The sequence below is a fragment of the Sorangiineae bacterium MSr11367 genome (assembly GCA_037157805.1).
GTDB classification, from domain to species: Bacteria; Myxococcota_A; Polyangia; order Polyangiales; family Polyangiaceae; genus Pendulispora; species Pendulispora rubella.
Genome location: CP089983.1, coordinates 12731548 through 12744892 on the forward strand (window position 1 = coordinate 12731548; position 13345 = coordinate 12744892).

The 13345-nt window shown below is 63.3% G+C and carries 10 protein-coding genes; 7 read left to right on the top strand and 3 right to left on the bottom strand.

What is annotated here, in order from left to right:
• Positions 1–8 precede the first annotated feature (8 nt).
• From LVJ94_49630 to LVJ94_49640, 3 genes are all read left to right on the top strand, one after another.
• Positions 9–839 (top strand): phosphodiester glycosidase family protein, encoded by an 831-nt coding sequence (locus LVJ94_49630; GenBank protein ID WXB04942.1) that lies wholly within the window; start codon positions 9–11, stop codon positions 837–839.
• A 197-nt stretch (positions 840–1036) separates the two neighbouring features.
• Positions 1037–2665, top strand: a complete 1629-nt coding sequence (locus tag LVJ94_49635; GenBank protein ID WXB04943.1) for a sulfatase-like hydrolase/transferase — start codon at positions 1037–1039, stop codon at positions 2663–2665.
• A gap of 101 nt (positions 2666–2766) precedes the next feature.
• Positions 2767–4062, top strand: coding sequence for a hypothetical protein (locus tag LVJ94_49640; GenBank protein ID WXB04944.1), 1296 nt, complete (start codon positions 2767–2769; stop codon positions 4060–4062).
• Positions 4063–4071: 9 nt separating this feature from the next.
• On the opposite strand, the gene LVJ94_49645 is transcribed toward LVJ94_49640, so the two are convergent.
• Complete coding sequence (locus LVJ94_49645) at positions 4072–6366, bottom strand: DUF4139 domain-containing protein (protein WXB04945.1); 2295 nt, start codon at positions 6364–6366, stop codon at positions 4072–4074.
• Between the two features lie 454 nt (positions 6367–6820).
• On the opposite strand from LVJ94_49645, the gene LVJ94_49650 reads away from it, so the two are divergent.
• Together LVJ94_49650 and LVJ94_49655 are read left to right on the top strand one after the other, a co-directional pair.
• Positions 6821–7741, top strand: a complete 921-nt coding sequence (locus tag LVJ94_49650) for a DUF6268 family outer membrane beta-barrel protein (protein WXB04946.1) — start codon at positions 6821–6823, stop codon at positions 7739–7741.
• A gap of 195 nt (positions 7742–7936) precedes the next feature.
• The gene (locus LVJ94_49655; GenBank protein ID WXB04947.1) at positions 7937–8389 is read left to right on the top strand and encodes a response regulator; all 453 of its coding nucleotides are present in this window, start codon (positions 7937–7939) and stop codon (positions 8387–8389) included.
• A 29-nt stretch (positions 8390–8418) separates the two neighbouring features.
• Here the strand turns inward: LVJ94_49655 and LVJ94_49660 are convergent, their stop codons facing one another.
• Positions 8419–8844, bottom strand: coding sequence for a hotdog fold thioesterase (locus LVJ94_49660; protein ID WXB04948.1), 426 nt, complete (start codon positions 8842–8844; stop codon positions 8419–8421).
• A 241-nt stretch (positions 8845–9085) separates the two neighbouring features.
• Between LVJ94_49660 and LVJ94_49665 the strand changes: the two genes are divergently transcribed.
• Both LVJ94_49665 and LVJ94_49670 read left to right on the top strand, forming a co-directional pair.
• Complete coding sequence (locus LVJ94_49665; GenBank protein WXB04949.1) at positions 9086–10414, top strand: epoxide hydrolase 1; 1329 nt, start codon at positions 9086–9088, stop codon at positions 10412–10414.
• 63 nt (positions 10415–10477) lie between these two features.
• Positions 10478–11926 (top strand): amidohydrolase family protein, encoded by a 1449-nt coding sequence (locus LVJ94_49670; GenBank protein WXB04950.1) that lies wholly within the window; start codon positions 10478–10480, stop codon positions 11924–11926.
• Between the two features lie 25 nt (positions 11927–11951).
• Here the strand turns inward: LVJ94_49670 and LVJ94_49675 are convergent, their stop codons facing one another.
• Entirely contained in the window at positions 11952–13244 is a 1293-nt protein-coding gene (locus LVJ94_49675) for a lipase family protein (protein WXB04951.1), read from the bottom strand.
• Positions 13245–13345 lie beyond the last annotated feature (101 nt).

Here is a 13345-nt window from a genome sequence, read left to right on the forward strand (position 1 = left end):
GCCGCACGGTGTTGCGGAATCTCTCCCTTGCAACGTTCTTGATCGCCTGTCCCGCTTGCACCTGTGGAGGTACGCACCCGGCCGAGGCCGAGGTGCCGCGGGCGAGCGAGCCGCCGGTGGAGGCGGCACACGACGCCGCGTCGCACCCCGCCCAGAACGTCGTGCGCGCGGGGGTCGAGGCTTACCCGGTTCGGCATTTTTCGTATGCGCTCGCAGACGTGAACGTGAGCATCGAGGACGCTGGGATGCGCCCATCCCTTGCGCCGATGCTCGAACGGCCCGATGCCTTGCTGGCCGTCAACGGCGGCTTTTTCGACTCGAACGGGAAGGCATTGGGGCTCGCCATCTCGCAGGGGCATTCGCTCGCGCCGTTTGCTCCGCGGCTTTCGGGTGGCGTGTTCGGCATCGAGGGCGAGCGCGGGTGGCTCTCGGAAACGGAGTCGTTCGTCGCACCGTCCAAGGTCGATTTCGCCGTTCAGTGTCGCCCCCGGCTCGTCGTAGATGGCAAAGTCAATATTCGAAGTGACGACGGAAAGCGCGCCGAGCGGACCGCCATCTGCTTGCGCGAACACGGCACGGTCCTCGACTTTTTCATCGTGCGCAGCGACCAGACGGACCACATGCTTGGCCCCTCGCTTTTTGCACTCGCGCAACATCTGGCGGAATTCGGCTGCGAAGAAGCGCTCAACCTCGATGGTGGTCCCTCGACGGGCGCAGCCTTCTGGCAAGACGGCAAAGTTCAACACCTTCCGCCGCGGGGACCCATCCGTCACGCGATCGTCGTACGCGCGCGGCAAGGAAGGATGAACGACGCGTCGACCCTCGGCGTCGAAAACTGACGCGGAGGTTCGCGTCGAAAACTGACGCGACGATCGCATAATGCGAAATCATCGGTGGATGCGATTTCATTGGTTCCAATCGCTTGACGAATGAGGGCGCGGAGAGCAATTCCTATTTCGGTCGCGGGGGGACGTCGGGGACCGCTTCACTGATTTGCGGATTCGCACGGCGCGACCACCCCGCCGGGAGGTGCAATATGGGAAAGCCATCCGCCGCGGCATTGGCTGAACTGAAGGATCTGTACCAACAGAAGGGATTGCCGGAGAAACCCGACATCATCGTTATTCTTACGGATCAGGAACGTTACCCGACCCATTGGCCAGCTGAATTGGTGGACTCGCTCACGAGTTGGAAGCGGCTTCAGAAACACGGCCTGACCTTCGATCGGGCCTACACCTCGGCTTGCATGTGCACGCCCTCGCGCGGTGTGATGCTGACCAGCAACTACAGCAACCTCACCGGGCTGACGATGACGCCTAGCACGCTGTCGTATGCCAATCCGCGAATCCCGAAGATCGCCGCGTTGATGCAAGCGCAGGGCTACGACACGGTTTGGAAAGGCAAATGGCATCTGTCGCAGCCGGCCGACATCATGCAATGGACGCAATTGGATGTTGCCAACCTGCAGGAGCAATACGGCTTCTCCGGTTGGAACCCGCCGGATGCTGGCACCGTGACCGGCTTGTCCACGTACGATTCTTGGGCCACGGCGGGTTCCGGCAAGCCGGGACACGTCAATGCCGCCAACGACAGGCGTTACCTGCGCAAAGACGGCGAGGGGGTAGAAGCCCACGGCTTCGGCGAGGGCGCCCTCGAGTTCCTGGAAGCGCGTGCCGCGGGCCGGCAGAGAAAGGACCCCGCCGCCCTTCGGCCGTTCCTGATGTTCATGTCGTTCGTGAATCCGCACGACATCAATTTCTTTCCCTGGGGCTGGCAGAGCTTCGGCTACACCAAAAACGACATCGAGCTGGGCATCAAGCTGCCGGACAACGCCGTGGATACCCTGCTCACCAAACCTACGATCCAGACGCATATCCGCGACGTCCTGAACGCGTGCCAAGCGATCATCGGCCAGGAGACGCTGACCGGAGGTGCGCACGGACTACCGGGGGATCCTCATGGGATCCAGCTGGATCCGATCAACAACATTCACAACTACATCAACTTCTACGCCTACATGACCAAGTACGCGAATGACCGCGTCAACGAGTTCCTGGACGTGGTGGAGGCCTGTCGCTTCACCAAGGACGCGCTGATCATCCGCACCTCGGACCACGGCGAAATGGGGCTATCGCACGGCATGCGCGAAAAGTGTTACAACGTCTACGAGGAGACTATTCACATTCCCCTGGTGATCTCGAATCCGAGGCTGTTCGAGGGGCCGCAGAATACCGAGGCGCTCTACGCCCACGTCGACTTTTTGCCGACGTTGCTGGACTTGGCGGGCGGCTCGGGCGTGTACCCGCTGATGAAGGGGAAGAGCCTGACACCGGTCATTTTCCATAACAGCGTCGGGGTGCAGGACTCGGTGCTGTTTTGCTACGACGACGAGTCGGGGAACATCAGCGATCTGCAGTACCTCTCCCATATTCGGGCGATCCGTTACGGGCAATTTACATATGCGGTCTATTTCTCCCCGAATCTACCAGGCCAATACCAGTACGAGCTGTACGATCTGGAGAAGGACACCCCGCAGATGAACAACTTGCTGTTCCAGCCGCACCAGGCCACCGAGCCGGTGAAGGTGCTTTGGCGCAAGCTGCAGGAGCTGCTGAACGGAAAGCTGATCGAGGCGGGCCAGACACCATTCCCGCCGGTCCGCTAAAGCCAGAGCGCGCGACGGCCAAGGCTATCGCGCGTCCTTATTTTCTCGAGGTGAGGCGTTGGTGGGAGGCGGGCTTACCCGCTCGCAGCATCCAACCCATCATGGCTGGTCTGCCGCGTGTCGGCGTCTTTGTGCTCATCGCGCTCTGCTTCGCAAACCTTGCTACGTCCGCCTGCGGTGGCGCGAGCGACGAGCCCCCATCTCCGATCGACGACAAAACGCCGGGCCGCGATGCCATGCCCGGTCCCGATGCCGAACGGCCCAATCCCGATGCAGGGTATGCCGATCAGGCAGCCCCCGACGCCGCCGTGGACGAACCGCCCGTGGAGTTTCCCGATGCGGCGGCCTGGATGCCGCGTGGCACCTTGGCCGGGAATTACCACACCATATGCCGCGTAAGGCCCGCGGGGACCGTCGTCTGTTGGGGCTGGGGCGGCAGCGGTCAATTTGGTGTCCTCGACGCCGGAACCGGCCCCGCCACGATGCCCGGTATCTCGACCGCGGTCAGTGTCGGCTCAGGAATCGACTTTACCTGCGTCAGTCTGAGCAACGGAAAAGTGCAGTGCATCGGTGCCAACGATTCGGGTGAACTAGGTCGTGCGGGTGCACCCGGCCAATCCAATACATTGGTGGAGGTCGATGGCCTCGACGATGCGATGTACGTGCAGGCGGGCTACCGCTACGCGTGCGCATTGCGGCGATCCGGTTCCGTTTCCTGTTGGGGCTCCAACAGCTACAAGCAACTCGGTCCTGCGGCGGAGGCTCGTGCGTCTTCGCCCACGCCGGTGCACGTGCCAGGAAGCGAAGGGAGTATCGGATTGTCGGTGGGGTCGACGCACGCGTGCGTCGTCAAAGCCGATCGAAGTGTCTCGTGTTGGGGAGGCAACATCGGCGGCCAGCTCGGCGCTCCGGCATCGAGCGGGCCAATGTTGGCCACACCCGTCAAAGTGGCCAATGTCACCAACACCGTCATGGTGGCGGCGGCGGTGAATATGACCTGTGCCATGGATGACGCGGGAATCGTTCGGTGCTGGGGCTGCAACAACGGGGGCGGCGAATGTTTCACCGCCCCCACGCCGGTGCCAGGACTTCCCAAGGCGAAAGGCATCGCGGCGGGCGCCTACCACGCGTGCGCGATCCGCGACGATTACAAAGTGGTGTGCTGGGGCGACAACTCGCAAGGTCAACTTGGCGCCACCACGCCCATGCGCACGCCGACGCCCCTGGAGGTGCCCACCATTCGAGATGCCATTGCCGTCAGCACGGGGGCCGAAACATCGTGCGCCCTTCGCGCTTCGGGTCGCGTCTCCTGCTGGGGCGAGAACCATATCGGGCAACTGGGCAGTCTCGACGCGGGGCTGCGCAGCGCAACCCCCGTCGACGTCCCCGGCCCGTAGTGGAGACCTTTATTTCGTTTTGGCGTTTTCGCTCGATTTGATCCCCTCGGACTTTTTCCCGAGGCTCAAATCGGCGACCCCGTCTTGGAAGCGTATGCGCGAGACCATCAGCTTCTCCTGCAGGGCAACCACCTCGATGGTGCTCTTCGACATATGGTCGCTCACGTCTTGCAGCTTGTTCTGGAGGTTCTGCATGAGCGGTCCCGCCGTCTTTACCGCGCGGAGCGTGACGATTTGGGCGTGGAGCTCGTCCATTCGACTGCGGTATTCCTGCATTTGATCGCGCACCGTGGTGATGCGCTGCTCGATGTTGCCGATCTCCTGTTGAAGGTTGAGCAAGGTCGTGACCTCCGACCTCAGAGGGCTTTCCAAGGCCGACGTCGAAAGGAACGATCGGACGAGGGACATGCCATCCGGTGAGCGGAGATCGACCGTTCGGAATTGCGGCGCTTGTTCCTCGACGACGATATCCTTCTTGGCGCCACCCTCGAGGATGACGCGAAAGAGGTTGGCGCCTCCAATGCGTTCCACGGAGGGCGCCGAGCTCGGGGAGAGCTTGTAGCCTTCGGGCGACGTGTGGCGAACGTAAACCGTGACGCGCTCGCGCAGGCGGTTGTGGAGCGTCCACGTGGAGCGTTTCGTGTGCTGCACCTCGGCCGAGAAGACACCTCGTTGCACGGTCAAGACGCGCGCGATCTGATCGCGGTCTTCGTTCTTGGCTTCGACGACAATCTGCCGATCGAGCGCGAAGGGCACGAACGCGGTGGACTTGGCCGGGATCGGCTCGGCGATGCCTTCGCCGATGAAGCGCCCTTCGCCGAAGACGCTGACCGGCCCGCTCTCGAGTGCGGAGTCGGTCGGATTCTTGATGCGCACCGATTTGAAGGCGAAGGAGCCATTGCCGCGCGCGCTCTCGGGATCATAGAGGTAGACGACCTCGCCTTCGGCCTTCTTGTTCAGAATGGACACCATGGCACTGCTGCCGCGCGGGATGCTCATGGTCACCCCGGACTCGAAATGCGAGGTGCCAATGGGATCGGCGGCCGCGGCGGTGGCGGCGTCTCCTGGGGCGCTGACCTTTGGCGCCTCGAGCACGCGAACACCGCCCTTGGTCCCTTCGACCTCGCCTTTCCCGACGGCCGTAATGCGATTGGGGTCCGCGCCTTGGCGTATCAGCTGCTCGCGCACGCGGTTGGCACGATCCAACGCGGCGCGGTTTCGATCGCCGTCTTTCGGATCGGCGAAGCCCTCGATGACGAAGGCATTCGTGTTCCCGGGCTGCCGGATTCGCCGCAGGAGCGCGTCGAACGGATTCGGCGGCGGGGCGGGTGGCGGCGGCGGCGGGGCGCTCGCCGTCTTTTCCTCCGATTCGCGCGACGGTCGCTTTGGGGCCTCACCCGATCCGTTGGGGCTTCCCGGCATGCCCGACGACGTCGGGGGCCTTTTCTTCCCTCCTCCGCCCACCGACTCGAACGACCGCTGCGCACCGCCACGCGCTCCGGGGTTGGTCAGCGGAATGCGGCTCGTATAGTCGGCGTTGCTGTTCGACCCGCTACTCGTCGAGCCGACGTCGACGGTTGGCGCACGGGCCGCGACGACGACTTCATCCGGCGAAGCGGCCGCATTGGAGTTCGCGGGTGCGGTCGTCGCGATGGCATCGTCGGTCAGAACGGCGACATTCTTCTGACCGTCGGGCGCCGGTGTGCCGCCATAGACCGAGGCCCCCGACGGAGGCGCCGCCGCGAAGAGGGCATCGGACTGCAGCGTCTCGCGCTGGACCATCCGGAGGGAGCGCAAGTCGAAGCGAAAGGACATGGCCGAGCTCGAGCCCACGCCGAGCTGCACATTGTGCCAATCTTCCCCCGACGTATTGTCCACGATGGCCCAGGCCTGAAGCTCCACCTGCCCTTTTTGCCCGAGGAGAACGCGATAACTCGGTTTCCACGCAGGGGCGTCGGTGACGTACGACAGGCGCACCTGGTGTGGACGCGAACCGGGAAGCCCAATCTTCATGTCGACGAAGCCCGAGTCGTCGGTGGAGCCGCCCGTCGGGTATGCGACGGGGGCCGGTTGCCCGGTCTTCGCGTCCACGACGGTGAGCGACTTGAGAAAGTCGTCCACTTTGTCGGCCGGAACGGAGAGCCGGAGGGCCTCGTCGTCGACCTTCGCGTAGCGCTCGAAATAAGCGACCCCATTTCGATAAACGACGACCCGTCCCAGGGTTGTGTCGCTGTGGACATAACTGGACCCGCCACCGCAACCGACCAACAGCGCGATGAGGGAAAATGGCGCCAATTGCCTCATGTGCGAGCCTCCTCGGCTTCGTGCATCCGATGACGCATGGACGAGGCCGCACGAAGGGTATTCTCACCAAACGGATCTTCTCGTTCGTGCGAGGAAGAAGCCCGAATCGAGGTGCGTAGGACACTACGGGGAGGATCCATGCGCGCCGGTACCGGGCGCGCCTCCGACGAACGACGGCCCGTGGGTCGTCCCGGGCGCGGATGGAACCCTCCGCGGCGCAGGTCGCCTCCCGCCTCAAGGGGTCTCATCCACGGATTCGCGGCTTTTTCTGCAGAGGAAGAACCCCGGACGAAGCTTCGGCAAGGGGCGTTGAACGAAAGCCCCGCACCCGGGCACTTCACTCTCCGAAAAGGCCGTTTCGAGCCGTTTCGTCAGCACCCTTCGTGCTGGTCCCATCGCGCATGTCCCGATCACGTGTCGAGATATTGCGTATTGCATATCGAAATAATCGCCAATGCTAAAGACTTCTTTTGCCGTCCTGGCGGTGCTCGCCGTGATCTGTGGAACGAAGAGCGCGCGGGCCCAAGCGGCTGATTCGATGTTTTCCGTGAGCTACGAGGGGTCCGCGTTCGGGGTGAAGAAGCCCGAGTCGCGCGACACGAAAGATTCGCTTGGGATACAGACGTTGCGCTTCCGCGCCGGAACGCCCATCCCGCTCGGACCGAAGACGATGTTCATACCCGGCGTCGCGTACGACATGCTCGACATTCCGGAGAGTACGAGCGAGAAGTTGCCCACCGGGAGGCTGCACGCCGCGTCGGTGAGCGTCGGCCTCATGCAGATGCTCAGCAACCGCATCATGGTTGGAGGCATGGTCAGCGCGGGGCTTGCGTCGGACTTCGAGGAGCGTGCCTCCATCGACGACCTGTCGCTGACGGCCTCGGTCATGGGCATGTACAAATTCAGCGACTCCTTCTCGCTGGGTCTCGGCGTCTCCTACTTTCACCAGATTCGGAGGGTCTTTCCAGGGCCCGCCATCGCGCTCAATTGGGAGCTGAGCGACCGCTTTCGCATCCGCGGCGCGGTTCCCGCCTCGCTGAACGTGGAGTTTCGCGCGACGCCCTGGTTGACGTTGGGCATCCGCGAAGCGATGGACGTCAACTTCTTCCATTTGAGCGGCCGCAAGTACGGCCAACAAGACATGCAACTCTCGTATATCACCGTCAACGTGGGGCCCAAGGCAACGCTGAACTTCTCGGACTCGACGCACCTCGACCTCTATGCCTCGGTCAGTGCGCTGCGTCGATACGAATACTTCGTCGATGCCCACTCCCAGCGCGACGGGACTTTGCCCGCTGTCGTGACCTTCGGTGCCCGACTCTGGTTCGGATCCGCCGGCTGGCGCAGCGATCCTTGGGCCCCCATTGCGAAGTGAGCCAAAAGGCCATTCGGCGCTTTAGCCGTGCGCCGGCGCCTCGAAAGGCCCCATTTTGACCCATGGCGCGGTGCGCATCGGGGCGCGTCATGCACGGCTTTCGAGGCGAGCTCGAAAGGCCTCGTTTGGCGCCGGACCTGCAAGGGATCCAAGGAAGGGGAACATGCACCACCCCTGCTACGAAGAGGATCCCATATGCCTCGAAAACAACCCCTCCAAAGACATGCTCCCGGTGCGGAGAAGGGCGCGATACCGCCGCCGCCTCTGCGCGGGCTTCACATTCTCGTCGTGGATGACGATGTCGACAATCGGTGCCTTTTGCAAAAGGTGCTCGAACGCGGAGGTTCCCGCATCACCACGGCGGGCAGCGTTGCGGATGCGATGGCGGTGTTCGAACGGGAAGCGCCGGACGTGCTCCTATCCGATATCTGCATGCCGGGTGAAGATGGGTACGATTTGATCCGCCGCGTTCGAGCCCTTCCGAAAGAGCAAGGTGGCGCCATACCGGCGGCCGCGCTCACCGCGTGCGCGGATGTGCAAGACCGGGAGAACGCCCTGCGTGCAGGCTTCACCAAGCACGTTCCAAAGCCGATCGATCGCGCCGAATTGGTCGCCGTGGTGACCTCGCTGGCCCGCATGGCCGCGTGACAAAGGGGCACGACGGGCGCACGCGCACATCAAGATTTTACGATGGTGATGTTGTACACGCCCTTGCCCGTGGCAATCGTCTCCTCGGGCGAGGAGGGATGGAACAATCGCATGTCGGTCACCCCCACGCGGTTGCCCTGGCGCACCACCGTGGCCTCGCAGGCGACGAGCTCTGGCTTCCCCGGGCGAAGGTAGTCGACGCGCAAGTCGATGGTGGAGAGACGGCTTCGCGCGTCGCGCAACTCGGACCAAACGGCCATGCCGCCGGTGGTGTCGGCCAGCGTGCTCAAAAGGCCACCGTGGAGCGCGCGACGGAGCGGGTCTCCGATGAAGTCCTCGCGGAACGGCAACTCCAGCCGCGCAAACGAGGGTCGAATCTCGGCGCAGCGCATCCCCAGAAAGCGATTGAAGGGAATCAGCTCCTCGATCAAATCGCGCATCGCGTTGGCGTCCATCCTTCATGCCATAGCCTGGACACGCGGGGAGCGCGGACGAAATTTCGCCGTCAAGAGCGATCCGTCGAGGGCCCGGTAAAATCTCCGTAAATCCCGATCGCGCCCGTTAATCGTGTTTTACCCACGCGGTCGCTCCCTTGAAGAACACGACCCGGTCACCAACATCGTTTCGAACGCTTTTGTGTCGCATGCGATTGCGTCGATTCCGTTGTGTGGGCGTCGTCTTTACCAAGGAGCCGCTATGATCCCATTCGAAAAGGTGCCGTACACCGCCATCCTGCTTACGCTTTTTCTAGCCGGTACCGCCTGCGGAAACGACGCGGCGGCCAAGTCCGACGGTGAGGCCAATTCGGGCGAAGCCCACGTCAATGCTGCCACGTTGGTCAGCGATACGTCGGCGCACGGATCGTCGATTCGTCCGTTTCGCGTTCACATTCCAGAAAGTGAAATCATCGACATGCGCCGGCGCGTCTTGGCGACACGCTGGCCCGATCGGGAGACGGTGCCGGATCAATCCCAGGGCGTGCGGCTGGAGAAGATCCAGCGGCTCGTCCGCTATTGGGGAGCGAACTACGATTGGCGAAAAGCGGAGGCGAAGCTGAATGCGTGGCCGCAGTTCGTGACGAAGATCGATGGGCTCGATATCCAATTCATCTACGTCCGCTCGCGTCACCCGAATGCGATGCCGTTGATCATGACCCACGGCTGGCCCGGATCTCTCTTCGAAATGACCAAGGTCATCGGGCCGCTCACCGATCCCACGGCCTACGGCGGGCGGGCCGAAGATGCCTTCGACCTCGTGTTGCCGTCGCTCCCCGGTTACGGCTTTTCGGGAAAGCCGACGGGCGTCGGCTGGGGGCCCGACCGCATTGCGCGGGCTTGGGCGGAGCTGATGGATCGTCTGGGGTACAAGCATTACGTGTCGCAAGGCGGCGATTGGGGGGCCATCGTTTCGCACGCGTGGGCGCGCAACCCCACGCCAGGGCTGCTCGGCATTCACGTCAATATGCCCGCAACCGTACCGAAGGACGTTGCCAAGGCCCTCAACGACGGGGATCCGGCGCCGCCCGGCCTTTCCGAGAAGGAGAAGCTCGCGTTCACCACGTTGGATACCTTCTACAAGCGGGGGACCGGCTATTCGGCGATGATGGTGACCCGCCCGCAAACCATCGGATATTCACTGTCGGATTCGCCCGCAGGTCTGGCGGCTTGGGCCTACGACAAGTTCGCCGCGTGGACGGACAGCGGCGGTGAACCGGAGCGCGCGCTCACGCTGGACGAGATGCTCGACGATATTTCGCTTTACTGGCTCACGAACACGGGGACCTCGTCGTCGCGCCTGTACTGGGAGAACAACGGCAACGTGTTCAATGCCGTCGATATCTCGATTCCCGTGGCGGTGACCGTGTTTCCGGGCGAGATTTACCGCGCTCCAAAGAGTTGGGGCGAGCGCAATTATCACAATCTCATTTATTGGAACGAAGTCGACAAGGGCGGTCACTTCGCGGCATGGGAACAACCGCAGCTTTTCGCCGAAGAGATCCGCGCGGCGTTCCGGTCTTTGCGCTAACGCAGCCAGCCGACCGCACGGCCTCTTGTCGAAAGAGCCGCCTTGTCCCCACCATTACCATTCATGGCCAATATCGAACGATCGTGGGCAGGTTCATGGTTCGTACCGCTCGCGATGTCGGCGGGGATGATCGGCTGTGCGTCGCACGCGTCCGCTGCGCCGGTCGCGCACGCCACGTCGGCCGAAGGGGTCAAGGCGGCGCCGAATACCCATTCGGTGCCGCCGGCGCCGCCCATCGATCCATCGAGCATGCCGAAACAGAAGCCGGTGGTCTTGCGCGCGGCGCGTCTCTTCGATGGAAAAGGGAACGACGTTCTCGATGCGCAAGGCGGGCGAGTCTCGGTCTTGGTGGAAAACGGGCTCATCGCCCAGGTCGGGAAATCGATCACGGCGCCCGCCGATGCGGAGGTGATCGATCTGGGCGACAGCACGCTCTTGCCGGGATTCATCGATGCGCATACGCACCTTGCCGTCGAATTGGGCGACGATTACTACCGCTTTCAACAGGAGCGCCTTCTCCGATCCAGCGCCGAGAATGCTCTTCTCGCGGTGCCATTTGCCAAGAAGACGCTCGACGCGGGCTTTACCACCGTGCGCGACGTTGGCTCGTTTTATTACATCGATGTAGGACTCCGCAATGCCATCAAGGCGGGCACGATCGAAGGCCCGCGGATGCTCGTGGCCGTTCATGCGCTCGGAGCCACCGGGGGTCATGCCGACGAAGATCCGTTTCCACCCGACATCATCAAGGAGCCCGGCCCCACCGACGGCATCTGCAATGGGGCGGACGCATGCCGCAGGGCGGTGCGCGAGCAAGTGAAGTATGGGGCCGATGTCATCAAGGTGATGTCGTCGGGCGGCGTTCTTTCGCTCGCCGATGCCGTGGATGCGCCGCAGCTCACGCCCGACGAGTTGAAGGCCATCGTCGACGAAGCGCACCGGCTCGGAAAGAGGGTGGCGACGCATTGCCATGGCGACACGGCGGCCAAGGCCGCCATCACCGCCGGGGTGGATTCGGTGGAGCACGGCTCGTTCTTGAAGCCGGACACGCTGGCCATGATGAAGTCCAATGGCACGGTGTTGGTCCCGACGTTCATGGCGGGCGACTACATCTCGAAGAGGATCGACAAGATGCCTCCTCCCATCCAGGAAAAGGCGCGCGCCGCGATCGCCGCGCACGCGCAGATGTTCAAGAATGCCTTGCGCTCGGGGGTGACGATAGGCTTCGGCACCGACGCCGGCGTCTATCGGCACGGTGACAACGCTCGCGAGTTCGCCCTGATGACGAACGCCGGGATGTCGCCCGCGGCCGCTCTACGCGCGGGCACCTCGACGAACGCCGCCTTGTTGGGCATTTCCGCACAAACGGGAACGCTCGAAAAAGGCAAACTCGCGGATGTCGTGGCCGTGCCGGGCAATCCGCTGAAAGACATCACGCAGACCGAGCGCGTCACCTTCGTGATGCGCTCCGGCCATGTTTACAAGCGCCCGTCATCGGAGACGCCGAGGTAGTGGCGATTCTTCTTCCTTTGTATCGTTACCGCGCGCCGGCCCACCAGCAGTCGTTGCGCGCTGTCTTGCCCGCGAAGCGCTCATTCAGGAACTTGTAGCCATCCAAGTACCAGGGGACGATGCCCAAACCGTGTTCGGCGAGCAGGGGCCAATCGACTTTGATGGCCGCTCCGCCCGCGCACCACTCCTGCACGGTCCTCTTGTTCTGCGCGAACGGGACCACTTCATCGATGATTCCGTGGTAGTTCGCCATGGGGGCTTTTGGCGCTTGTCCGCCCATGCTCTGCTGTTCGGTCGCCGCGACGACGTCGGGCTCGCTGAACAGATCCGGCGACGTGGTGAGTTGGTTGATATCGGCGAACGGCAGCCCCGCGACCAACTCGAGGGCGCAGGCGTTTTCGTACTTCTGATACATCGCGCGGCCCTTGTCGTTGAGGAACCTTTTCAGCTCGGGGTACTGTTTCAGGATGCCGATGATTCCACCGGCCGCGAGGCCGGCCGCATAGCGTCCCGTGCCCGAAAGCCATTTGACGACGTCGAGAAGCTTGGCGGGGGTGCCGCCGGTTGCCGAGCCGACGTAATTCAATTCGGGGGCATAGCTACCTTGCAGCTCCGCGGCCCATCCCGTTGCAAGGCCGCCACCCGAGTACCCGAGGGTGGCTACCTTGGTCTGCTTGTCCAGCCCGGCGGGCGCGAAGCTTAGCGCCGCGCGGAGCCCGTCCAGCACACCGTGACCGGCCATTCGCCCCACGCCGAACATCCCTTGGGGACCTTCGTAATCGGGCACCACGACCGCCCATCCTGCAAGCAGGGCAGGCGCAACCGCGAAGGGATCCGCCAGCGGTTCGCCCAGCCCCGCGAAGATCCCATTTCGCCATGAATAGGATGGTGCACAGTCGATGCCCACCGAGTCCTCCGCGCTCTGATACGACACGAGCGGGCGCGTGCCCTCACCGCGCCAAGGGGCGTCCGGAACGACGATGGTCGCCACCGTGGCGGTGGGGGCATCGATGCCGTCGTTGGTGCGGTACGCCACCTGCCATGCGTGCACGGCCGGAATATCACCGATGGCCCATTTGGCTACGATCTCGCGGGACCGTAGGACGGCGCCGGGCGCGTAGTTCGCCACGTCGGACGGGACTTCGTAGAAGGGGTCCTGGCTCGGGGGAACGATTCCCGCGGGCGCGCTCGATTCGGTGGCCGCGGTTTGGCCCACCGCGCCCGTGTTCTCGTGCGATGCATCGGCGGTCACACCGCACGCCGCCGACACGGCTGCGCTGATAGCAATTCCAATGAGCGAAAACGACGCTGGCCTCATGCGACCTCCCCATGGTGTGGGCGGATGTGGAGCGCGGGGCAACACCCCGACGCATGTTCAACGATAGGTTATCGTCGAACACCATGGCTTGTACGAAACGG